This window comes from Hydrogenophaga sp., from assembly GCF_018780075.1.
GTDB lineage: Bacteria > Pseudomonadota > Gammaproteobacteria > Burkholderiales > Burkholderiaceae_C > Hydrogenophaga.
Map to the genome: position 1 here is coordinate 17,001 of NZ_JADMKB010000098.1, position 21,483 is coordinate 38,483.

Annotated in this window: 24 protein-coding genes; 6 read left to right on the plus strand and 18 right to left on the minus strand. The window is 69.8% G+C overall.

What is annotated here, in order from left to right:
• Nucleotide 1: 1 nt before the first annotated feature.
• The 10 genes from IV088_RS15895 to IV088_RS15940 form a co-directional block, all read right to left on the minus strand.
• On the minus strand, nucleotides 2-244 hold the full coding sequence (locus IV088_RS15895; RefSeq protein WP_291104039.1) for a rubredoxin: 243 nt from the start codon (nucleotides 242-244) through the stop codon (nucleotides 2-4).
• A gap of 2 nt (nucleotides 245-246) precedes the next feature.
• The gene (locus IV088_RS15900; RefSeq protein ID WP_291104042.1) at nucleotides 247-1,128 is read right to left on the minus strand and encodes a hydrogenase expression/formation protein; all 882 of its coding nucleotides are present in this window, start codon (nucleotides 1,126-1,128) and stop codon (nucleotides 247-249) included.
• 29 nt (nucleotides 1,129-1,157) lie between these two features.
• Nucleotides 1,158-1,658, minus strand: coding sequence for a hydrogenase (locus tag IV088_RS15905; protein WP_291104045.1), 501 nt, complete (start codon nucleotides 1,656-1,658; stop codon nucleotides 1,158-1,160).
• A 31-nt stretch (nucleotides 1,659-1,689) separates the two neighbouring features.
• Entirely contained in the window at nucleotides 1,690-1,995 is a 306-nt protein-coding gene (locus IV088_RS15910) for a HypC/HybG/HupF family hydrogenase formation chaperone (protein WP_291104048.1), read from the minus strand.
• 2 nt (nucleotides 1,996-1,997) lie between these two features.
• A complete protein-coding gene (locus IV088_RS15915) occupies nucleotides 1,998-2,660 on the minus strand; it encodes a HyaD/HybD family hydrogenase maturation endopeptidase (RefSeq protein ID WP_291104051.1) in 663 nt (220 codons plus the stop codon).
• Between the two features lie 22 nt (nucleotides 2,661-2,682).
• Nucleotides 2,683-3,024, minus strand: coding sequence for a HigA family addiction module antitoxin (locus IV088_RS15920; protein ID WP_291104053.1), 342 nt, complete (start codon nucleotides 3,022-3,024; stop codon nucleotides 2,683-2,685).
• Between the two features lie 118 nt (nucleotides 3,025-3,142).
• Nucleotides 3,143-3,874 carry a Ni/Fe-hydrogenase, b-type cytochrome subunit gene (gene cybH / locus IV088_RS15925; protein WP_291104056.1) on the minus strand — a complete coding sequence of 244 codons (732 nt, stop codon included), beginning with the start codon at nucleotides 3,872-3,874 and terminating at the stop codon, nucleotides 3,143-3,145.
• Nucleotides 3,875-3,915: 41 nt separating this feature from the next.
• Entirely contained in the window at nucleotides 3,916-4,518 is a 603-nt protein-coding gene (locus IV088_RS15930) for a HupE/UreJ family protein (RefSeq protein WP_291104059.1), read from the minus strand.
• A gap of 26 nt (nucleotides 4,519-4,544) precedes the next feature.
• Complete coding sequence (locus IV088_RS15935; RefSeq protein ID WP_291104062.1) at nucleotides 4,545-6,416, minus strand: nickel-dependent hydrogenase large subunit; 1,872 nt, start codon at nucleotides 6,414-6,416, stop codon at nucleotides 4,545-4,547.
• Nucleotides 6,417-6,440: 24 nt separating this feature from the next.
• A complete protein-coding gene (locus IV088_RS15940; RefSeq protein WP_291104170.1) occupies nucleotides 6,441-7,529 on the minus strand; it encodes a hydrogenase small subunit in 1,089 nt (362 codons plus the stop codon).
• Nucleotides 7,530-8,068: 539 nt separating this feature from the next.
• Between IV088_RS15940 and IV088_RS15945 the strand changes: the two genes are divergently transcribed.
• Together IV088_RS15945 and IV088_RS15950 are read left to right on the plus strand one after the other, a co-directional pair.
• Nucleotides 8,069-9,991 carry a tetratricopeptide repeat protein gene (locus tag IV088_RS15945; RefSeq protein WP_291104065.1) on the plus strand — a complete coding sequence of 641 codons (1,923 nt, stop codon included), beginning with the start codon at nucleotides 8,069-8,071 and terminating at the stop codon, nucleotides 9,989-9,991.
• 96 nt (nucleotides 9,992-10,087) lie between these two features.
• Nucleotides 10,088-10,408 carry a hypothetical protein gene (locus tag IV088_RS15950; RefSeq protein WP_291104068.1) on the plus strand — a complete coding sequence of 107 codons (321 nt, stop codon included), beginning with the start codon at nucleotides 10,088-10,090 and terminating at the stop codon, nucleotides 10,406-10,408.
• Nucleotides 10,409-10,474: 66 nt separating this feature from the next.
• Here the strand turns inward: IV088_RS15950 and IV088_RS15955 are convergent, their stop codons facing one another.
• The 5 genes from IV088_RS15955 to IV088_RS15975 all read right to left on the minus strand — a co-directional run bounded on the left by IV088_RS15955 (nucleotide 10,475) and on the right by IV088_RS15975 (nucleotide 15,946).
• Entirely contained in the window at nucleotides 10,475-11,317 is an 843-nt protein-coding gene (locus IV088_RS15955) for an intradiol ring-cleavage dioxygenase (RefSeq protein WP_291104071.1), read from the minus strand.
• 36 nt (nucleotides 11,318-11,353) lie between these two features.
• Nucleotides 11,354-12,010 carry a hypothetical protein gene (locus tag IV088_RS15960; RefSeq protein ID WP_291104073.1) on the minus strand — a complete coding sequence of 219 codons (657 nt, stop codon included), beginning with the start codon at nucleotides 12,008-12,010 and terminating at the stop codon, nucleotides 11,354-11,356.
• Between the two features lie 178 nt (nucleotides 12,011-12,188).
• Entirely contained in the window at nucleotides 12,189-13,370 is a 1,182-nt protein-coding gene (locus tag IV088_RS15965) for an ATP-binding protein (protein ID WP_291104076.1), read from the minus strand.
• Nucleotides 13,367-14,095, minus strand: coding sequence for a response regulator transcription factor (locus tag IV088_RS15970; RefSeq protein WP_291104078.1), 729 nt, complete (start codon nucleotides 14,093-14,095; stop codon nucleotides 13,367-13,369). Before IV088_RS15970 ends, IV088_RS15965 begins: the two co-directional genes overlap by 4 nt.
• Nucleotides 14,096-14,275: 180 nt before the next feature.
• Complete coding sequence (locus IV088_RS15975) at nucleotides 14,276-15,946, minus strand: GMC family oxidoreductase (protein ID WP_291104081.1); 1,671 nt, start codon at nucleotides 15,944-15,946, stop codon at nucleotides 14,276-14,278.
• Nucleotides 15,947-16,090: 144 nt separating this feature from the next.
• Here IV088_RS15975 and IV088_RS15980 point away from each other — a divergent pair, with 144 nt between their 5' ends.
• From IV088_RS15980 to IV088_RS15990, 3 genes are all read left to right on the plus strand, one after another.
• On the plus strand, nucleotides 16,091-17,005 hold the full coding sequence (locus tag IV088_RS15980) for a LysR family transcriptional regulator (RefSeq protein ID WP_291104083.1): 915 nt from the start codon (nucleotides 16,091-16,093) through the stop codon (nucleotides 17,003-17,005).
• Between the two features lie 66 nt (nucleotides 17,006-17,071).
• A complete protein-coding gene (locus tag IV088_RS15985; RefSeq protein WP_291104086.1) occupies nucleotides 17,072-17,524 on the plus strand; it encodes an NADAR family protein in 453 nt (150 codons plus the stop codon).
• A 28-nt stretch (nucleotides 17,525-17,552) separates the two neighbouring features.
• Nucleotides 17,553-17,939, plus strand: coding sequence for a VOC family protein (locus tag IV088_RS15990; protein WP_291104089.1), 387 nt, complete (start codon nucleotides 17,553-17,555; stop codon nucleotides 17,937-17,939).
• A gap of 9 nt (nucleotides 17,940-17,948) precedes the next feature.
• On the opposite strand, the gene IV088_RS15995 is transcribed toward IV088_RS15990, so the two are convergent.
• Nucleotides 17,949-18,809, minus strand: coding sequence for a hypothetical protein (locus tag IV088_RS15995; RefSeq protein WP_291104092.1), 861 nt, complete (start codon nucleotides 18,807-18,809; stop codon nucleotides 17,949-17,951).
• Between the two features lie 186 nt (nucleotides 18,810-18,995).
• On the opposite strand from IV088_RS15995, the gene IV088_RS16000 reads away from it, so the two are divergent.
• A complete protein-coding gene (locus IV088_RS16000; RefSeq protein ID WP_291104095.1) occupies nucleotides 18,996-19,502 on the plus strand; it encodes a low molecular weight protein-tyrosine-phosphatase in 507 nt (168 codons plus the stop codon).
• 9 nt (nucleotides 19,503-19,511) lie between these two features.
• Here the strand turns inward: IV088_RS16000 and IV088_RS16005 are convergent, their stop codons facing one another.
• Together IV088_RS16005 and IV088_RS16010 are read right to left on the minus strand one after the other, a co-directional pair.
• Nucleotides 19,512-20,471, minus strand: coding sequence for an NAD-dependent epimerase/dehydratase family protein (locus tag IV088_RS16005; protein WP_291104098.1), 960 nt, complete (start codon nucleotides 20,469-20,471; stop codon nucleotides 19,512-19,514).
• Nucleotides 20,471-21,463, minus strand: coding sequence for a fumarylacetoacetate hydrolase family protein (locus IV088_RS16010; protein ID WP_291104100.1), 993 nt, complete (start codon nucleotides 21,461-21,463; stop codon nucleotides 20,471-20,473). Before IV088_RS16010 ends, IV088_RS16005 begins: the two co-directional genes overlap by 1 nt.
• Between the last annotated feature and the right edge of the window lie 20 nt (nucleotides 21,464-21,483).

Sequence of the window (21,483 nt, forward strand, 5' to 3'; positions counted from 1 at the left end):
GTCAATCCTCCAGCATCAGGAACTGCTCGGCATCGCCATCGCAGTTCGGGCAGCGCCAGTGCGCGGGCAAATCGGCGAACGGTGTGCCGGGGGCAATCTGCCACTGCGGGTCGCCGAGCGCGGGGTCGTAGACCCACCAGCAGATCTTGCATTCGAGGCGCGAGCCGGGGCGGAGCACGTCGCGGTTGCCCAGGTACGAGCCTTCAAAACCTTCAAACCCTTGGGAGTGGTCCGCGCCAGCCATGATCAAACGCCCTCTAGATAGTTCATCACGTCGGCCAGGCGCTCGTGCGAATCGCGCAGGTCTTCGGGGGCGGCCATGGCCACCTCGGGCATGTCCACGACCTCGACCGTGTTGAGGATCACCTTGTCCATCGAGTTGTAGTACACCACGCGCCAGCAGTTCGGCAAGCGGGTGTTGGAGATGCGGCAGTTGCCGTACCCGCGCGAGAGCATGAGCACGCGGCCGGTGCCGAGGTGGTGGTCCAGAAAGCCGATGTCTTCGGGCGTGACCGGCAGCAGCGTGAGGTTGACCACGTGCGACACCTGGCCGGGTTTCCATCCCGCGACCTGGTCGCGAATTTCTTCCACCAGCAGGGGCGCGTTCTGCACGTTGGGCGGCAGCGGGCCGGCCCACTGCGGCTGGGTGCCCTGGGGCCACACGTCGTTCACCGCGATGGCGCGCAGCAGCGCGGGCACCGGGCCGACCTCGATCACGTCGTCGATCAGCGTGCGCTCGCCGTCCACGGTGCGGAAGGTGATGAGGCGCCACACGCCTGCCAGCACCGCCTCCTGGATGCGCACTTCGAGCGCGCCGTCCTCTTCGCGCACCAGGGCGCTGGCCTCGCCTTCGCCCAGGATCTGGTTGACCAGCCGCAGGTCGGCCGCGGGCAATTCGGTCAGCGACACCTGGCCACCGGGGCCACGCTCGGCAGTGCGGTCGAGCAGCGCCAGCACCTGGCCGAGCACCGAGCGGGCCGCGTCGCGTCCGGCCAGCTCTTCGGGCTCGGGCAGCACCGGCGGGCGGTAGGTGTCCATGTCCTTGGGCATGGGCAGGTAGTCCAGCGATTCATCTTCGGACTGGGTGCCCGGGCCGAGGGCGACGAGGGGGATGGGGAAGTCTTTCATGGGGTGTCCTTGTCTGTCGGTCGGTCTTTTCAATGGCATCCGCTGTCACTGGCCGCGGCGCCCTGGCTCACCACGGGAATGCCGATGGTGGGCGGGCGCGAGGGCGGCATGGTGAGCGCGGCGGCCACGCCGCTCAGGTACACGTCCCAGTCCTGCATGCCGGCGATGGCGGTCACGTAGTGGCCGTCGCGGAAGAACAGCAGCGTGGGCCAGCGCTGTGAACCGTAGCGGCGCGCCACCGCGTCCTCGTGGTCGCGCGGCACCACGGCGATCTGGAAGCGGTGGGCGAAGGTCTTCAGGAGTTCGGGCAACACGGCCGCCACGTCCTGGCCTTCGGGGAAACGCACCGGGTCGCCGGCCAGCAGCACGACGCGGTCGCCGCCGCCCGCGCTCCACGCGGCCACGGTGGTCTCTTCGACCCACGCGGCACCGAAGTCGCGCGCCAGGCGCATCACCAGCGGCGGCGCGGGGTTGGTGTCGGGCACGGGCAGCGCAAAGGCGCGGCTGGGGGTTTCTGTGGCGGTGTTCATGGGGTCTCCTGTGTGTTTGTCCGGTTGAATGTCAGTGCTGTCCAGAGAGCTGCTTCAGCTGCTCGGCGGTCATCTGTGAGGGCAGCACAAAGCCCGCGTCGCCACTGGCATCCAAGCCCTGCATGGCGCCGAGCACGAGGTCCAGCGCGCTGTTGACTTCCGCCGCGCGGGTGGCGTCGATGCGCTCGCGCGCATCACCCAGGAACACCAGCAACCAGTCGCCCGGCGCCAGCGGACCGACCAGCGCGGTGGTGACGCGGCGGCGCTCGCCGCGGCCTTCGCACCAGGCGTGGCCGGGCTCGGTGGCGGTGACCTGCATGGGCATGCCGATGCACATGATCAGAGGTCCTTTGGCATGAAGCGGTCGTCGCCGATCCGGCAGGCGGTGTCGGGTGCCGGGCGCTGCGTTTCGTAGGCGACGAGCGCGAGTTCGTCCATGGTCACCGCCTCGCGTTCGCCCAGCGGCGTGCGGCGTGGTACGGGCTCGCCGCCCCAGCGCGCGATCTGCTCCACGCCCAGGGCCAGCGCCTCTTCCATCGCGGCCTTCACGACCGGGCGCAGGCTGCCGCCGTAGTCCTCCAGCTCCTGCGGCTGGCAGCCGATCAGCAGCACCTGCTCGGGATACTGCTCGGTCAGCTGCGCGAGCATCAGCACTTCCTGGAAACCGGTCTGGTGCAGGCTCATCTTCTTGGCGCCCATGAAGCGCGGCACGGCGTCGTCGCGCACCTCTTTCAGCGTGCCGGGCTCCAGGCCGTAGTCGATGGCGTCGAAGATCAGCAGCGCGTCGGCCGCCTGCACGTGCTGGATCAAATACAGGCCCTGCGTGCCGCCGTCGATCAGGCTGACGTGGTCGGCGAACTCGAAACGGCGTTGCAGCGCTTCGATGCAGCGCACGCCAAAGCCCTCGTCGGCCCAGAGCAGGTTGCCGATGCCGAGCACACAGATCGAACGCGGGCTGTCACCCGAGGGGTGACAGGTGGTTTCAGACGGAAGAAGGCTCATGGTGGGTGGTCCCGTCAAACGGTCAGTGGGAGGAAGAAGGCGTCGGCGCGCAGAGGCGCTTCCAGGCGTGGAAGCTGTCCCAGGCGGCCTGGTGCGCGAGCCAGAAGCCGGCGTCGATGCCGAACTGCCGCGCGCAGCGGATGGCGGTGTCGGGTGACATGGCCCGCTGGCCGTGCACCAGCTCGTGCAGCCGGCGGCGTGACAGGCCCAGCACCCGCGCGGCCTCGCTCTGGCTCAGGCCCAGCGGCGCCAGGCAGGTGCGCGCCAGCAGCCGCCCCGGGTGCATGGGCGTGCGCACCGGCACGCCCATCGGCGGAAGGGCCGAAGCAGCAGCGAGCCAACGGGGACGACCAGAGAGCGACATGGTGCAAATGAGGAAATGGGATCGGAGAAAAGGTATCTACTCAGGGCGCCGAGGAACCGGCTTTGCCGGGCCTCCAGCGCCGCCCCCTGGGGGGTGACGCCGAAGGCGGCGCGGGGGGTCAATCTTTAAACGTTCGGCGGCCGGAAATCATGGTGGACACGATGCTCTGCCGCCCCATAATGTCCTCGCGGATCGCGGCGTACACGTGCAGCGTGATGAAGATGATCAGCGCCCACATGCCCAGGTGGTGCCAGGTGTGCACGTCCTGGCTCTGGCCCATCAGCGGGATCACCCAGCCGAACAGCCGCTCTTGCCACGAACCCATCTGTGCGCCTTCGCCGTAGAGCGCAAACCCCGTGACGATCATGAAGAGCGTGAGCATCAGGAAGCCCGAGAACATGGCGAAGCGCGCCAGCGGGTTGTGGCCCACGTAGCGGCCCGGCCGCGGGATCAGGAAGGCGTACCACTTGAGCATGGTGAGCACCTCGTTCCAGTAGGCTTTCTGGAAGACCGGCACCCAGAACATTTCGCGCGCGTGGTGGTTGCCCACCAGCGCCCAGTAGGTGCGGCCGATCAGGCCCACGGCCAGCAGGTAGCCCGCCGTGAAGTGCGCGAAGCGGATGTAACCCATGAGGTAGTGCGCGCTGGCCTCGCCCGGCATGGTCGGCAGCGGGCTGCCGATGAAGTAGCCGGTGAGGGCCAGCACGGTGATGGACGCCGCGTTGATCCAGTGCCAGAGGCGCACGGGCGCTTCGTACACATAGACCGACTTGGTGGTCTGGCCGTGCGAGACGGCGCTTTCGTCGATGCCGGTGGCGTCGATGAGCTGTTCGGGGGACGTGGTGGACATGGTGGCCTCCAAATAACGGTTGCCGTGGATCGGGGTGGCCGTCAGGCCGCCAGCTGACCGAAGAGCACCAGGCCGGCGGTGCCCAGCAGCGCGCCCAGGCCCCCCAGCGCCCAGCCGCTGCGCCCGGCGAGTGCCCGGCGGATGCCCAGACCCGCGACCACGCCGCCGGTGTGCAGCGCGGCCGTGGTCAGCAGGAAGCCCGCGGCGTAACCCGCGAAGCCCGTGGCCGGTGTTTCAGCGCCGTGCGCCAGGCCGTGCAGCGAGGCCGCCGCGGCGACCAGCCCCAGGCCGATCGCGGTCGGCATCGGCTGGCGGGCCAGCACCAGCATGGCGCCGAACAGCACCACCGACAGCGCCACGCCCTGCTCCAGGAACGGCAGGCTCACGCCCGCTGCGCCCAGCGCCGCGCTGGCCACGAGCGCCAGCAGGAAGGTGGCCGGGCCTTGCCAGGCCTTGCCCTGCGGCAGGGCACAGACCGACCACACGCCCACGGCCACCATGGCCAGCAGGTGGTCGAGGCCGAAGGGGTGCGACAGGCCTTCCATGAGGCTGGTGGCACCGTGGCCCGGGTGGGCCTGGGCCACGCCGGCCAGACCGGTCAGCAGCGCGGCGGCGGTCAGGCGGCGGATGTTTTTCGATTGCATGTGTTTCTCCTCGTGGTCTGGGGTGTTCAACGGACAGTGACACGCACCATTTCCTGGCCGTCTTCGCTCATCACGTGGGTCGAGCAAGCCAGGCAGGGGTCGAAGCTGTGCAGCGTGCGCAGGATCTCCAGCGGCTGCTCGGGGTTGACCATGGGCGTGTTCATGAGCGAGGCTTCAAAGGCGCCGATCTGGCCCTTGGTGTCGCGCGGCGACCCGTTCCAGGTGGTGGGCACCACGCACTGGTAGTTCTCGATCTTCCCGTCCTTGATCTTGATCCAGTGGCCCAGCATGCCGCGCGGTGCGGCGACCGTGCCCACGCCCTTGGCCTCTTTCGGCCAGGTGGACGGGTCCCACTTCTCGGCGTTGACGGTGCTGGTGTCGCCGGCCTTGATGTTGCCGATCAATTGCTTGAAGTCGTCCATCATCATCTCGGCGGCGTACTGGCTCTCCAGCGCGCGGGCCAGGGTGCGGCCGATGGTGGTGGGCAGCAGCTGCTTGAGCGAGAAGTTGGTTTCTGGCAGGCCCAGGGCCTTGGGGATCGCGCTGTTGATCGCCACCGCCGCGCCGTCCACCTGCTCCTTCACGCGCTGGCAGTGCTTGTTGCCCTGCATGGCGTGGGCGTAGCCCAGGATGTAGCGCGACAGCGGACCGACCTCGACCGCGTGGCCGCGCCAGCGCGGGCTCTTGATCCACGAGTACTTTGCGCTCTCGTCGAGGTTCTCGATCTTGGTGCGCGTGCCCTTGAAGTTGGGGCCTTCGGGGGCGTAGTTGGCCTCGGTGACGCCGTCCCAGGGGTGCAGGCCCTTGCTGTCATCCCCGTTTTTGTCGCCGTACGTATACCAGCTGTGGCTCACGAACTCCTGCACCTGCTCGGGGTCGCGCGGGTCGATGGGATGGATCTTGTCCCAGTTGCCGTCGAGGATCACGCCGCCGGGCAGCTGGTGCGTGCTGTGGTCGTAAGGCACCTTTTCATACGTGCCGTAGTCGGCCACGTTGGTGGCGCTCAAACCACCGCCGTAGAGCCAGCCGGCGTTCTTGTAGATGGTGCCGATGGCCAGCACGTCCGGGATGTAGACGTTGTTGTTGAAGTCGATCATTTCCTGGATGCGGGCCTGCACGAAATTCAGCCGCTCCATGTTGATCGGGGCGCCGGCGGCGCCGTTGCCGTCGAGGTTGATGGCGCAGGGCACGCCGCCCACCAGGTAGTTGGGGTGCGGGTTCTTGCCACCGAAGATGGTGTGCACCTTGACCCATTCCTTCTGCAGGTCCAGCGCTTCCAGGTAGTGCGTCACGGCCATCAGGTTGGCCTCGGGCGGCAGCACATAGGCCTTGCTGCCCCAGTAGCCGTTGGCAAACGGCCCGAGCTGGCCGCTTTCAACGAATTTCTTCAGGCGGTTCTGCACGTCGCGGAAGTAGCCGGCCGACGACATGGGGTGCGCGGGCGACACCATCTGCTGCAGGTCGCTGGTCTTCTTCGGGTCGGCCTGCAGGCAGGACACGACGTCGACCCAGTCCAGCGCGTGCAGGTGGTAGAAGTGCACCGCGTGGTCGTGCACCTGCAGCGTCTTGGCCATCATCTCGCGGATCAGGTGCGCGTTGAGCGGGATGCGGATGTCCAGCGCGTCTTCCACCGCGCGCACCGAGGCCAGCGCGTGGCAGCCGGTGCAGACGCCGCAGATGCGCTCGACGAAGGCCCAGGCGTCGCGCGGGTCGCGGCCCTTGAGGATCACCTCCAGACCACGCCACATGGTGCCGGTGGAGACCGCGTTGCGGATCACGTTGTTGCTGTCGAGGTTGACCTCGCAGCGCATGTGGCCCTCGATGCGCGTGACCGGGTCGACGACGATGCGCCGGCCGGTGTTGTCCATCTTGAAGCCCTGTGTTTCGTAAGCACCCATGGTGTTCTTCCTCGTGTGTCTGGATCAGCTGTTGGTGGACGCCGCTTTGGCCTCGACGGCCTTGTCGCGTGCCCGCTTGGCCACCGAGATGGCGGCGTGCGCCGCGACCGCGGCACCCACCACACCGGCCGCCGTGCCACCGATCTCATCGGCGTTGGCTTCGATGCCGAAGGCGTGGATGTCGGTCAGGCGGTCGTAGAACGAGCCCTTGTCCCAGAAGCCGTCTTCCGAGCAGCCGATGCAGCCGTGGCCGGCCTTGATCGGGAAGCTGGTGCCCTCGTTCCACATCACCGTGGAGCAGGCGTTGTAGGTGGTCGGGCCCTTGCAGCCGACCTTGTAGAGGCAGTAGCCCTTGCGCGCGGACTCGTCGTCCCAGGCCTCGACGAACTGGCCGGCGTCGAAGTGCGGGCGGCGGTAGCACTTGTCGTGGATGCGCTGGCTGTAGAACATCTTCGGGCGGCCCTGGCGGTCCAGCTCGGGGATCTTGTCGAAGGTCAGCATGTAGGTGATCACGCCCGTCATCACCTCGGGGATGGGCGGGCAGCCCGGCACCTTGATGATGGGCTTGTCGGTGATGACCTTGTGGATCGGCGTGGCCTGCGTGGGGTTGGGCTTGGCGGCCTGCACGCAGCCCCATGAGGCGCACGAACCCCAGGCGATGATGGCCTTGGCATCCTTGGCCACATGCTTGAGTTTTTCGATGAAGGGCTTGCCCGACTGGATGCAGAACATGCCGTCTTCATTGAGCGGCGGGTTGCCTTCCACGGCCAGGATGTACTGGCCCTTGTACTTGGTCATGATCTCTTCGAGGATGGCCTCGGCCTGGTGGCCGGCGGCGGCCATCAGGGTGTCGTCGTAGTCCAGCGAGATCATCGACAGCACCACGTCCTTGGCCAGCGGGTGCGCCGAGCGGATGAACGACTCGGTGCAGCAGGTGCACTCCAGACCGTGCAGCCAGAGCACCGGGGTGCGCGGCTTGGTTTCCATGGCGTGCGCGATCTGCGGCACGAACGAGGGCGCCAGCCCCAGCGAGGTGGCGGTGAGCGAGCAGTACTTCAGAAAGCTGCGGCGCGAGATGCCCTTGCGGCGCATCACCTCGTAAAAGGTTTCCATCATGGGTTTGTCTCCGTTGGCTGTTGTGGGGCAGAACCGGGTCCCGCCGATGCAGGCAGGTGTGTGACCGTCTGCAAACCACGGGCCATGAACGACCCACCAAGGGAAAACACCAACAGGCCTTTGCAAGACCTTGTTTCACAACAGTTTTTTACAGAGATTGCAACCGTCTTGCGGATCTCCCCTGCCCAAGGGATCAGTCAAGTTTCCAGTTGACAGAACAAACCGGAAAGCATTCATCCAGCCGGGTTCGGACCCATCACCGGGCAAGGGACGAAAAAAAACCGACCCTTGTGGGGTCGGTTTGTGATGTTTGCATCTCTCGGGACGCTGAAGGATTTTTTTGTTGGACTGGGTTGTCTCCTCGGTCCCCCGCGGTCACCGGCGCTGTGCGCCGTTTGCGAGTGACGGAAATATAGCCGTCCGCACCAGCCCTGTGCATCCGGGCTTTCCCTTGGATGGCAACCCATTGGGGGGCCGGGGTGGGGCATCGCCGACAATGCCGGAGAACAGGCCGGGGGGCCTGCAAGGGAGGGCTCATGAGCGACAAGCCAACACCGCCGGCACCGGCCGGCACGCCCGCGCGGCAGGGCACCATCACCGGCCGGATCCCGCTCCAGCGCGTGCGCCCCCAACCGCCCGTACCACCGCCCGCCGCCGCGCCGCGCACCCGTCAGGGCCAGATCGCCCTCCCCCATGCCCCCAGGGTCCGCCTGGCCCAGGCGCAGGCCATGGTCCGCGCGCAGGACTTCGCCGGGGCCGAGGTGCTGCTGCGCGACCTGGTGCGGAGCCAGCCCCCGCTGCCGGGCGCACAGCACAGCCTGGCCACCGTGCTGTACCGGACCCACCGCTGGGCCGAGGCCGAGGCCCTCTGGGACGCCGTGTGCCAGGCCCAGCCCGACGACCCCCACGCCCTCAACGGCCATGCCGCCGCCCTGGTGCGCTGCGAGCGCCACGCCGACGCCCGCGCGCGGCTCGAAGACCTGCTGCGCCGCTGGCCCGACTTTGAACCCGCCCGCCTGAACCTCGCCAGCCTGCTGCGCCAGAACTACCAGCGCCCGCGCCTGGCGCTCTCGGTGCTGGAGCCCGCGCTGGCCGCCCACGCCGGCCACCCCGACCTGCACTTCGCCATCGGCCGCGCACGGATGGACCTGCTGGACCCGGAAGGCGCCCTGCAGGCCTACCGGCAGGCGCTGGCCATCGACCCCTGCCACCTCAAGTCCCTCAGCGCCAGCCTGTTCGGCGCCCACTGCCTGCCCGAGCCCGACCTCGACGCCCTGCGCCGCCTGGGTGAACACCACGGGCGCCTGCTGCACGAACAGGCCGGCTCGCCGCCGCGCCCCAGCGCACCGCCCACGGGCGAGCGCCTGCGCGTGGGCATGGTCTCGGGCGACCTGAGCGACCACCCGGTGGCCTACTTCCTGGAGTCGGTGCTGCAGGCCCTGCACCGGCGGCCGGTGGACGTGTTCGCCTACGCCAACGTCGACAAGACCGACGCCGTCACGCGCCGCCTGCAGAAAAGCACCCACACCTGGCGGCCGGTGGCGGCGCTGACCGACACCGAGCTCGCCCGCCAGATCCGCGCCGACCGGCTCGACGTGCTGCTCGACCTGAGCGGCTACACCAACCACCACCGCCTGGGCGCGCTGATGCAGCGGCCCGCGCCCCTGCAGCTGAGCTGGCTCGGTTATTTCGGCACCCTGGGCCTGCCGGCGGTGGACGGCGTGGTGGCCGACCCGCACTGCGTGCCGCCCGCCGAAACGCGCTTCTTCAGTGAGCGCCTGTTCCACATGCCCCACACCCGGCTGTGCATGAGCGCCCCGGCCCACGCGCCTGACGTGCCGCCGTTCCCGCCCCTGGCCAGCCGGCCGGGCCTGCGTTTCGGCTGCTTCCAGAACCTGCAGAAGCTCAACCGCCGCGTGCTCACCGCCTGGCGCCGCATCCTCGACGGCGCGCCCGACGCCACCCTGCTGCTGCAAAGCCGGCAGATGGGCAAGCGCGACACCCGCGCGGCCTTCGACCGGCTGCTGGCCGAGAGCGGCATCGACCTCGCGCGGGTGGATCTGCGCAAGCCCGCCCGGCGCGGCGAGTACCTCGCGCAATACGCCGAGGTGGACCTGCTGCTCGACACCTTCCCCTACCCCGGCGGCACCTCCACCGCCGAGGCCCTGTGGATGGGCGTGCCCACGCTCACGCTGGCCACACCGGGCATGCTCGGCCGGCAGGGCCAGGCCATGCTGCACAGCCTGGGGCTGGACGATTGGGTCACGCACAGCGACGACGCCTACGTGGCGCGCGCCGTCGGCCTCGCCCACGACCGCGCGCAGACCCTGCGCACGCTCACCCACCTGCGGGGCACGCTGCGAGAGACCGCGCGCCACAGCCCGCTCTTTGACGCCGACGCCTTCGCGCGCGACTTCGAGGCCCTGCTGCGCCGCGCGTGCAGCGACCACACGCCATAAAGGCCCTGCGATGGTGCAGGCAGGCGCCCCGATGGCGCCTGCAAGGCATGGCACGGGAAATGCAGCGCCCGCCCTGTCGTTGGAAAAGGAAAAACCATGTCGCAAAACGAGGCGTTCGCCGCCGCAGCGCACCTGCATGTGCTGCTCAGGCGCAAGACCGGTCGGGTGACCGACACCGAGTGGATGGTCAGCAACTTTGAATACGCGCAGGCCATCGTCCGCTTCGCGCGCGACAAGGCGAGCGAAGACGGTCACGACGACCTGCTGCCGCTGGCCGAACGGCTGGAGGCGCTGGTGATGCCGGCACGAAAACCCCCGACGCCCTCCGTTCCGCTGCTGACGGTGATCGAGGGCAAGCTCAAGGCGCCGGCGGTCCCGGCCGACCTTGACACGCGCTACATCGGCAGGTTGCGCTGAACCAATCACCCCCCGCCGCGCTGCGCGCCCCGCTCCAGGGCCGGCTTGCTCACGAAGGCGACACGTTCAGGTGCTCAAGCCGATCTGGAGGCTGGCAACGAACCCGGCGCCGGCGCTGCCCGTCACGTCGGCCAGCTGCTGCGCGGCGCTGTCGTTGCCGAACACGTTGTCGCTGGCCAGCGAGATGTCGGCGAAGTTGCGGACGCTGGCGCTGTAGCCCGCGGCCACGCCGTAGACCTGTTCGCAGACCTCGGCGGGCAGGGCCAACTGCGAGACCTTTTCGTGGTCGGCCACGAGGCCGTCGTCGATGGCGGACGTGAGGCTGTCGTAGATCGCGAAGTGGATGTGCGGCCAGCGCCCGCTGTAGCAGCCGGGGAAGATGGTGGTGAAGCTGACCTGGCCGCTGGCGTCGCTCACCTGCACGCCGCGCAGGTAGTTCTCCTGCGTGTGGCCGCCCGAGTACATCGAGTAGCCGCCGTCGCGCGTGCAGTGCCAGAGGTAGACCGCCAGACCCTCCAGCGGCAGACACGATGACGAGGCGTCCACCAGCGTGAGCCGCACCGTCAGCGGCACGCCCAGTGCGGTGCCGTCGGCGCCCGCGATGCTGCGGCGGATGTCGCTGCGCACGATGCCTGAGAGCGCGAGCGCGTTCAGGCGCTGGCCCGAGGCGCTGCTGCCGTCGGCCGGGTAGGGCCCGGCGGTCTCGCTGGGCATGGTGCTGCAGGTGTCGCCGCTGGCCGAGACGGCCGAGGTCTCGCTGTCCTCCAGATCGCCGCCGCCGCAGGCCACGAGTGCCAGCGGGGAGGTGGTGAGCAGCGCGGCGCCCGAAAGCCAGCGCAGGGTCTGGCGGCGTTGCGCCTGCTGGCGCAGCAGCGTGTCGAGATCGTGGGAAAGTCCGTGGGGATGCATGGGGGCTCGGTGGCCGGGGAAAGAAGTCAAGGCGGGTCAGTGTGTGGGGTGAGCTTGATCGAGTGAGATCCCGATCGACAGCTCGGCGCGCAGGCCGCCGCTGTCGGGGTCGGCCACGAGTCGGTCGGGCGACAGCGTCTGCGCGTCGCCAGCGGTGTTGAAGCTCGGTTTGCGCAGGCTGGGCGGCGCGGGCGGCGCCACCGACAACTCCTCGACCGCGCCCACCGCCAGCGCCGGCAACAGCAGGCAGGCGTCGGCCCGCGCGATCACGTGGCGGCCGTCGTTGAAATAGATCTGCAGGTACACCGGCACGGTGTGGTCGCGGTAGCGGCCCGGGTACACGGTGTGAAAACGCACGCAGCCGTCGGCGTCGCTGACCTGCACGCCGCGCATCATGGCCACGGCCCGGAGCTCGTCGTCGCCGGCGTCAAACAGCCAGCCGCAGGGGTCGTAGTGCCAGATGTAGACCGCCGCGCGTTGGATCGCCTGACCCGCGCCGTCGTGCAGGCGCAGCGCCAGCGTCAGCGGCACGCCCAGGCCCGGCGGCGCCAGGTCGCTGCGCAGCTCGGGTGATGCGTCCAGGAATTCCGGCAGCGGGTAGGGGCGGCGTGTGGGCCGCACCTGCAGCAGCAGCGGGGGCTCGGCCTCGGCCTCTCGACCGGGCGGGAGGGCGGTGGGCAGGACAGTGGCCATGGGGTGCATGCGCCGCATTCTGTTCAGCGCCTGTGAACCCCGCTTCTGCGGTATGTGTACGGTTGGACACACAGCACGCCGTGCGGATCAGACCCGGTGCTGGCTGGGCACCGCCGGGCCGGCTTTGCCGGACGGCCAGTGCCGCCCCCTGGGGGGTAGCGCGCAGCGCTGCGGGGGGTCACTCCACCTTCAACTGAAGGCGGGCGCGCAGCCCGCCTTCGGCGCGGTTCGCCAGCGTGAGGGTGCCGCCTTCGCGCTGCGCCAGGTCGCGCGCGATGGCGAGCCCGAGGCCGCTGCCGCCGCTGTTCGCGCCGGGGCCGTCCGGCAGGCGCACCCAGGGCTGGAACACGCGCTCCAGCTGCGCGGGCGCGATGCCCGGCCCGTCGTCGTCCACCGTGACCTCGGCCCAGCCACCGACCCGCCAGCAGCCCAGCCGCGCCACACCGCCATGGCGCAAGGCGTTGTCCACCAGGTTGTCCACCACCCGGCGCAGCGAGGCCGGGTGCGCCCGCACGCGCAGGGCCGGGGCGACCTCAGCATCGCCCGCGAGCGTGACCGGCAGCCCCTGCTCGGCCAGGTCGTCGGTGAGCGACTGCAGCAGCGCGCCCAGGTCGAGCAGCGCGGGCCCGGTGCCGGTGGCCTGCTCACGCACCACCGCGAGCGACGCGTCGATCAGCTCGTCCATGGCGCGGATGTCGGCGCCCGCCGCGCGCGCCGCGTCGCTCGGCAGCTGCTCCAGCCGCAGGCGCAGCCGGGTGAGCGGCGTGCGCAGGTCGTGCGAGACCGCCGCCATGTGCAGGCTGCGCTGGTCGAACTGGTGTTTCAGGGCCTGGGCCATGCGGTTGAAGGCGCGCGCCGAATCGCGCACCTCCACCGTGCCGTGCGCGTCGTCGAGCGCGGGCAGATCGCGGCCCTCGGCCAGGCCTTTGGACAGCGTGGTCGAGGCCTGCGCGAGGCGCCGCATGGGCACCGACAGCCAGCGCGCGCCGATGGCCGCGCCCACACCGATGAGCAGCGCCCGCAGCGCGTAGTCCAGCCACAGCGCACGCGCCGGCATGCCCTCGCCGTCCGGCAGGCGTTCGCCGTCAGGCCCGAACATAGGGGGCACGGACGGTCGCCACGCCAGTCCCGGGGGCCGCAAGCCATCGCCCGTGAGCGGGTTGCCCGGCGGCAACGACGGCAACGGCGGCAGGGCGGCGGCGCCATCGGTGGACAGGCGACCGACCCACTGGGTGCCGACCGGCGACACCACGGAAAACGCCACCAGCTGGCTGAGCACCAGTGTCACCCACATCAACAGGAACAGTCGCAGGAACAGCGAGTCCAGGCGGCCCAGGCGTTCACGCCAGCGCTTCATCATCGCGAGCCCTCCAGTGGCTGGAACACATAGCCCATGCCGCGCAGGGTGCGGATCGGTCCTGACAGGCCGTCGGTGCCGCCGAACTTCGCACGCAAGCGCGAGACCGCGAGGTCGATGCTGCGTTCGTTGGCGTCCACGCCCGGCGCGCGGCTGAGTTCGAGCAGGCGCTCGCGCGAGAGTGCCTGGCCCGGGTGGTCGATGAAGGCCACGAGCAGGCGGTACTCGGCGGCCGACAGCGGGGTGACCACGCCCTCGGGCGACTGCAGGCGGCGTTGCACACGGTCAAAGGTCCAGCCACCGATGCGGTGGCGCACGGGCGGCACGGCCGGCCCGGGGCCGCCGCGCAGCACCGCGCGGATGCGCGCCACCAGCTCGCGCGGCTCGAAGGGCTTGGGCAGGTAGTCGTCGGCGCCCAGCTCCAGGCCGAGCACGCGCGAGTGCATGTCGCCCTGCGCGGTGAGCATGATCACTGGCAGCCGGGGCCAGCGCGGCCGCAGCCACTGGCACAGGCTCAGCCCGTCCTCGCCGGGCAGCATCAGGTCGAGCAGCAGCACGTCCACCCCCCCGGCCGGCAGGCGTTGGCGCAGCGCCGCGCCGTCGGCCACGGTGTCGAGCACCATGCCGAAGGGCCGCAGGAACCCGGTGAGCAACTCGCGGATGTCCGGGTCGTCATCAACCAGCAGGCAATGGATCAGGGGGGAAGGGGAAGAAGGGGTCTCGGGCATGGGGCCACACCGCCATGGGTGCCGGGAAAAGCGCTCAACCTGTCAGTGTAGGCAACGTGGACGGCCTGAAGGCTGTGTGTCGGGTTCTTTACGCAGTGGACACGATCCGCCGCCGGGCCGTCCCAAGGCGGATCAGCCCCCCACGGGGGCAGCGACCCGCGCAGCGGCGGAGCGTGGGGGTCACACTCCGGCCACGATCCAGCGCGCCGCCTTCTCCGCGATCATCAGCGTCGGCGAGTTGGTGTTGCCGCTGGTGATGGTCGGCATCACGCCCGCGTCCACCACGCGCAGCCCCGCCACGCCGCGCACGCGCAGGTGGCTGTCGACCACGGCCAGCGGGTCGCTGTCCGGCCCCATCTTCGTGGTGCCGACCGGGTGGAAGATGGTGCTGGCGATGTCGCCCGCCAGCCGCGCGAGTTCTTCGTCGCTCTGGTACTGCACGCCGGGCTTGAACTCTTCGGGCCGGTACTTCGCCATCGCGGGCTGGCCCACGATGCGCCGCGTCACGCGCAGGCTGTCGGCGGCGACCTGGCGGTCTTCCGCCGTGGACAGGTAATTTGGCGCGATGGCCGGCGCGTCGTCGCAACGCGGCGTCTTGATGCGCACATGCCCCCGGCTGGTGGGGTTGAGGTTGCAGACGCTGGCGGTGAAGGCCGGGAAGGGGTGCAGCGGCTCGCCGAAGGCGTCGAGGCTGAGCGGCTGCACGTGGTATTCGAGGTTGGCGTGCGGCTGGGCCGGGTCGCTCTTCGTGAAGGCACCGAGCTGGCTCGGCGACATGCTCATGGGCCCGCTGCGCCGGAGCGCGTATTCGAGGCCGATGGCCGCCTTGCCCCAGAGCGAGTTGGCCAGCGTGTTGAGCGTCTTCGCGCCCTGGACCTTGTAGACCGAGCGGATCTGCAGGTGGTCTTGCAGGTTCTCGCCCACGCCGGGCAGATCGTGTTGCACGGCGACGCCCGCCGCCTGCAACACGGCCGTGGGGCCGATGCCCGAGAGCTGCAGCACCTGCACCGAGCCGATGCTGCCCGCGCTCAGCACCACCTCGCGCGCGGCCGTCACCGCCACGCGCTGGCCGCCGCGCCGCAGCTCGGCGCCGGTGCAGCGCAGCGCGCCCGACGGATCGCGCGCCAGCGTGAGGCGCTCGGCCTGCGTCTCGGTCCACACCGTGAGGTTGGGCCGCTGCATCACCGGGCGCAGGAAGGCTTTGCTCGCGTTCCAGCGCCAGCCGGCTTTCTGGTTCACCTCGAAGTAGCCCACGCCCTCGTTGTCGCCGCGGTTGAAGTCGTCGGTGGCGGGAATGCCGGCCTGCTGCGCGGCCTGCGCGAAGGCGTCGAGCACGTCCCAGCGCAGGCGCTGCTTCTCGATGCGCCACTCGCCGCTGCTGCCCACGGCCTTGTTGCCGTGCAGCTGGGCGAAGGCGGGGTTCGTCAGGCTGTCGCTGCCGCCGTCGAGCCGGTGGTGGTCTTCGTGCGCGCGGAAGTCGGCCAGGCAGCGCTCCCAGCGCCAGTCGCTGTCGCCGCTCAGCTGCGCCCACTGCTCGTAGTCGCGCGCCTGGCCGCGCATGTAGATCATGCCGTTGATGCTCGAACAGCCGCCCAGCGTCTTGCCGCGCGGGTAGCGCAACTTCCGCCCGTTCAGCCCCGGGTCGGCCTCGGTCTGGTAGAGCCAGTCGGTGCGCGGGTTGCCGATGCAATAGAGGTAGCCGACCGGGATGTGGATCCAGTGGTAGTCGTCCGTGCGGCCCGCCTCGATCAGCAGCACACGTTTGCTGCTGTCGGCCGAGAGGCGGTTGGCGAGCAGGCAGCCGGCCGTGCCGGCGCCGACGATCACGTAATCAAAGGCGGTGTCGTTCATGCAGCGGTCTCCTTGTGTCTTGTGTTCATTTGTCGGTCTCATGGCGCAGCGCCCGATTGAGCGTGCACTGTGCCGGAACGGGCGCCGGTTTTACAATGAAATCGAGCAAGCCAAGGTATAAGTTCGGCAAATAATGAAGCCGCCATGACCGCCCGCCTGCCCACCACCGACCCCCAGACCCTGCGCGCCTTCGTCGCCGTCGCGCGCGAGGGCAACGTCTCGCGCGCGGCCTTGCGCCTGCACCTGAGCCAGCCCGCGGTGAGCCTGCAGCTCAAGGCCCTGGCCGAGGCCACCGGGCTCCAGCTGTTCACGCGCACGCCGCAGGGCATGGCGCTGACGCGCGACGGCGCCGCCCTCTTGCCGCTGGCCGACCGCGCCCTCGCCGCCCTGGCCGACTTCGGCCAGGCCGCCGCCGGCCTGCACGACACCGTGCGCGGCACGCTGCGCATCGGCACCATCCTCGACCCCGAGTTCACCCGCCTGGGCGCCTTCCTCAAGCAACTGGTGGAAACCGCGCCGCAGATTGGCACCGAGCTGGGCCAGGGCATGAGCGGCGACGTGCTGGCCCGCATCGGGCGCGGCGAGCTCGACGTCGGCTTCTTCCTCGACCTGCCGCAGGACCCGCTGGGCCCGCCCTACCGGCTGCGCGCCCTCACCCGCTTCACCTACCGCGTGCTCGCGCCCGCCGGCTGGGGACCGCAGGTCAAAGGCAAAGACTGGAAGGCGCTGGCCGCCCTGCCCTGGCTCGCCACCCCGCCGGCCAGCGCGCACCACCGGCTGCAGCGCCGCGTCTTCGGCCCCGGCTCACTCACCGGCCTGGAGCCGCGCCGCGTGGCGCTGGTCGATCAGGAGGCCTCGATGCTCGACCTCGTGAAAAGCGGCGTGGGGCTGTCCCTCGTGCGCGACGCGATCGCGATGCGCGAGGCCCAGGCCCACGGGCTGGTGGTGGCCGATCAGGTGGCGCTGGAATGCGACCTGAGCTTCATCTGCCTCGCGGAGCGGGCGGGCGAACCGGTGATCGCGGCGGCGCTGGGGGCGCTGGACGCGGTGTGGGGGTGACAATCTATCCAGAGCAAAACCCGTCTCGGCCAGACGCGCAAGACAGCTTCGCCAAACGATGCAAGCATGAACGAAGAGCCCATCTACTTCTACACAAAGAACGACCCGTTCTACGAGTTGTCGAACTTCGCTCCCTATGGTCTTGAATCCGAGGGCGTGTACTGGCCGACGGTCGAGCACTTTTTCCAGGCCCAGAAATTCACAGATCCCATCTATAGGGAGCGCATTCGACTGGCCGCCGGCCCAAGGGAGGCACGCACGCTGGGCCAGAGTCGTGCCGTTCCCATCCGATCTGACTGGGACGCCGTCCGCGAAGAGCTGATGCTCAAGGCACTGTGCCTGAAGTTCCAACGTCGGGAGCTACAGGCTCTCTTGCTCAGCACAGGCTCACGACCCTTGGCCGAAGCATCTCCGTTCGATCACTTCTGGGGTGCCGGCCAGGACGGCTCTGGACAAAATCGCCTCGGGCATTTGCTTGAGCAGGTGCGCCAAAAGCTCGCCGCACCAGCCGCGACCTGATTCGCGCACCCATCCACACACGACAACCATGCTCCAACGCATCCACCACGCCGCCATCATCTGTTCCGACTATCAGCGGTCGAAGCGCTTCTACACCGAAATCCTCGGCCTGAAGGTGGTCGCCGAACACTTCCGCGAAGCACGCAACTCCTGGAAGCTCGACCTGGGCCTGCCCGACGGGTCGCAGGTGGAGCTGTTCTCCTTCCCCGGCGCGCCGCCGCGGCCGTCCTACCCCGAGGCGCAGGGCCTGCGGCACCTGGCGTTCGTGGTCGAGGACGTGGCCGCGTGCAAGGCGCAGCTGGAAGCTCAAGGTGTCGCGGTCGAGCCGGTGCGGGTGGACGAATACACCGGGCGGCGCTTCACGTTTTTCAGCGACCCGGACGGGTTGCCGCTGGAGCTGTACGAGGCGGGCTAAGGCCGCCGTTCAGTTGAGTTCCATCACCTTCGCCGGGAAATCGTAGTTCTCGTCCAGCGAGCGCGCGGCCATGACCGGCAGCATGTGGGTGATGAAGACCTCACCGACCCAGCGGCGCACGGCGGGGTCGTCGTTCGTGTGCAGCGTGAGGGCGCTGAAGCGCGTGATGCCCAGGTCTTCCGTCAGCCCCGGCGGCACGTGCGGCGCGCGCAGCTGGCCTTCGGGCAGCGCGTGCGTGGTCTCCAGCCGCCAGGCGCCGAGCATGCGGTCGAAATGGCCGACCGTGCCGCGCCGCCAGACCTCGGTCACGTAGACGTTCCACTCGCCGCGGTCTTCGGTGATGAAGCCCCAGTCGAATTCATGGATGGCGGCGGGTTCGGTGCCGAAGAGGCCGATCTCGCGCACGTCGTCGCGCATCGCGAACTCGGCGAACAGCACGCCAGGGCCGGTGGGCTGGCCGTCGATGAAGCGCTGCACGGCGACCGGGTCGGCCACGAACAGCGGCTCGGGCTCGCGCCAGGCGCGCTTGGCGCGGTTGAGCAGGCGCGCGGTCGCGTCCACGCTCTTCTGCGCGGTGATGCACCAGTCCATGAAGGTCTTGCGGCCTTCGGGGGTCGAGATCTGCTTCAGCGTCTCGTCGAACTGCTGGTCGTCCTTGAGGTAGCCGTCTTCGCGCAGGCGCAGCACGATGTCCACCATCGAATTGCGGGTCACGTGCTCGATCATGTAGGCGACCTCGCCGCCCGGAAAGTCGGTCATCGAGCGCTGGATCCACTCCATCGTCGCCTCGTGCGAGAGGCCTTGCGGCGCGCGCGGTATGTCGTTGAACAGTGCACGAAGCACGCGCACCGTATCCAGATCACTGGCCATGTCGGTTCCGGGGTGAGAAGAGGTCAAAGGGGCCCGAGGTCGCTGGCGGCGACCGGCGGACCGTGCCCAGTGGACAGCATAGTGCCAGCACCCCGGGGGTCGAAGCGCGGAAAAGCCCCCGAAAACCGGTCAGTTCGCACGCTGGGTGCATTTCGTTGCAGGGCGGTTTGCGGTCCAATGCCCCTCATGAACACCCCCCACACCCCGCCGGACTTCCGCGTCCTCTTCGTCTGCATGGGCAACATCTGCCGCAGCCCGACCGCGCACGGCGTGTTCGAGGCCAAGGTGCTGGAGGCCGGGCTGGCCGACCGGGTGCAGGTCGATTCGGCCGGCACGCACAGCTACCACGTGGGCGCACCGCCCGACGCGCGCAGCCAGAAACACGCGCTGCAGCGCGGCTACGACCTCTCGACCCAGCGCGCGCGCCAGCTCACGGCGCAGGATTTTGAGGTGTTCGACCTGGTGCTGGTGATGGACTGGGAGAACTTCGTGCTGGCCGAGCGGCTGTGCCCGCCGGTGCACGCGAAGAAGCTGCGGCGCTTCGCCGAGTTCTTTCAGCAGCACGACAGCCCGGTCGTGCCCGACCCGTACCAGGGCGGCCCCAAGGGCTTCGAGGCGGTACTGGACCTGGTGGAGGACGGCAGCGCGGGGCTGCTGGCGCATGTGCAGCGGGTGCTCGCCGCCCCCGGTTGACCCGTCCACTCAGGACAGCGCGAGCGACCGGCGCACCAGCGTCTCGCCATCGCCGTCGCTGACAAAGCCCGCGCGTTCGGCCGCGTCGGTGCGCAGCGGGGGAAAGCGCCCGAACAGGGCTTCGATGCGTTCGTCGGGCGACCAGCGCACCCGCGCCGGGGCGGGCACGGCACACACGCGGGCGATGGCCTCGGCCAGCTCGGCCATGCTGAAGCGCAGCGTGGGCAGCAGCAGGCTGCGCGAGGGCGGCAGGCGCGCGGCGTCCACCACGGCCGCGTGCAGCAGGTTGTCGACCACGCCGGGCAGCGAGGACGCCCAGGTGGTGGCGCCGGGCGAGGTCGGGCACTCAAACGATCGGCCCTGGGCCAGCTCGCGGATGAAGTCGCTCATGAAGGCCGAGAGCTGCCCGGTGGGCGCGGGCGGCCGCACCAGCACGCCGGGCAGGCGCAGCGACACGCCGTCGAGCCAGCCGCGCCGGCTGGCGTGGGCCACGGCGATCTCGGCCATGAGCTTGTGCGCGCCGTACACCATGTGGGGCGCCGCGGGCGTGTGGTCGTTCACCTCGGGGGGCAGCGCCGCGCCATAGACGGCGATGGTGCTGGCGAACACCAGCCGGGGCGCCACGCCACCGCGCTCGACCTGGGCGCGGCACTGGTCCAGCAGCGCCTGCGTGGCGTCCAGGTTGACCGCACGCGCCAACGCCGGCTGCGCTTCGGCGGTACCGCCGGGCACGCTGGCCAGGTGGAACAGGCCGTCCAGCGGCGCCGCGAACGCGTCGGCCCAGGTGGCCGATTGCGTCAGGTCGCCCGGCAGGCGCAGCAGGCGCGGATCGGCCACGTCGTCGTCCAGCGCAAAGTCCGTGACCGCCAGCTGCGTGAGCGCGCGGCCGCCGGGCAGGCCCTGGGACAGCAGGCGCCGCACCAACGCGCGCCCCACGAAGCCGTTGGCGCCCGTCACCAGCCAGCGCATCAGAGCGCCCCGATGGCCGGCACCACCCGCTGGTCGATCACGCCGAACGGGCCGGCCTGACCGTCTTCGAAACAGGCTTGCAGGCGCACGCGGTCGCCGAATTTCATGAAGCCGGTGCGGATCTCGCCCTGGTCGATCTTCTCGATCACACGGCGTTCGGCGATGCAGGCCGAGCCCGCGCTGCGCGCGACGTTGCTCACCGTGCCCGAGCCGACGATGGTGCCGGCCGTGAGCCGGCGGGAGCGCGCCGCGTGGGCGATCAGCTGGCCGAAGTGGAAGTTCATCTCGCCGCCGTGCGGTTCGCCGAAGCGCTCGCCGTTCCACCGCAGGTGCAGGTGCATCTGCACCCGGCCGTCGCGCCAGGCGCTGCCGAGTTCGTCGGGCGTGACGGCCACGGGCGCGAAGGCGGTGGAGGGTTTGGCCTGCAGGAAGCCGAAGCCGGTCTTCATCTCGTGCGGGCCCAGCGCGCGCAGGCTCCAGTCGTTGACCTGCACCACCAGGCGCACGCAGGCCAGCGCGGCCTCGGGCGAGGCGCCCATGGGCACCGGCCCCGTGACCACGCCGAACTCACCCTCGAAGTCGATGCCGTCGGCCTCGGTGGGCAGGGGCACGTCGTCGTGCGGGCCGAGGAAGTCGTCGCTGGCGCCCTGGTACATCACCGGCACGCTGTCGAACAGCGGGATCGCCGGCGTGTTGAAGGCCTGTTCCATCAGGCGGCCGTGGTTCAGGAAGGCCGAACCGTCGAGCCACTGCGGGGCGCGCGGCAGGGGCGCCGTGCAGGCGGCGGGGTCGAAGTCAAAAGCGCCGGGGGCGCTGCCGGCGTTGAGCGCCGCGCACAGGTCGGACAGCGGCGCCTGCACCTCGTCCCAGCGCTGCAGGGCCTCGATCAGGCTGGGCGCCACGGCGCCGGCGCGCACGGCGCGCTGCCCGTCGCGCGAGACCAGCAGCAGTTGTCCATCGAGGCTGCCGTCACGCAAGGTCGCAAATTTCATCGGTTGTTCCTGGGGTTGTT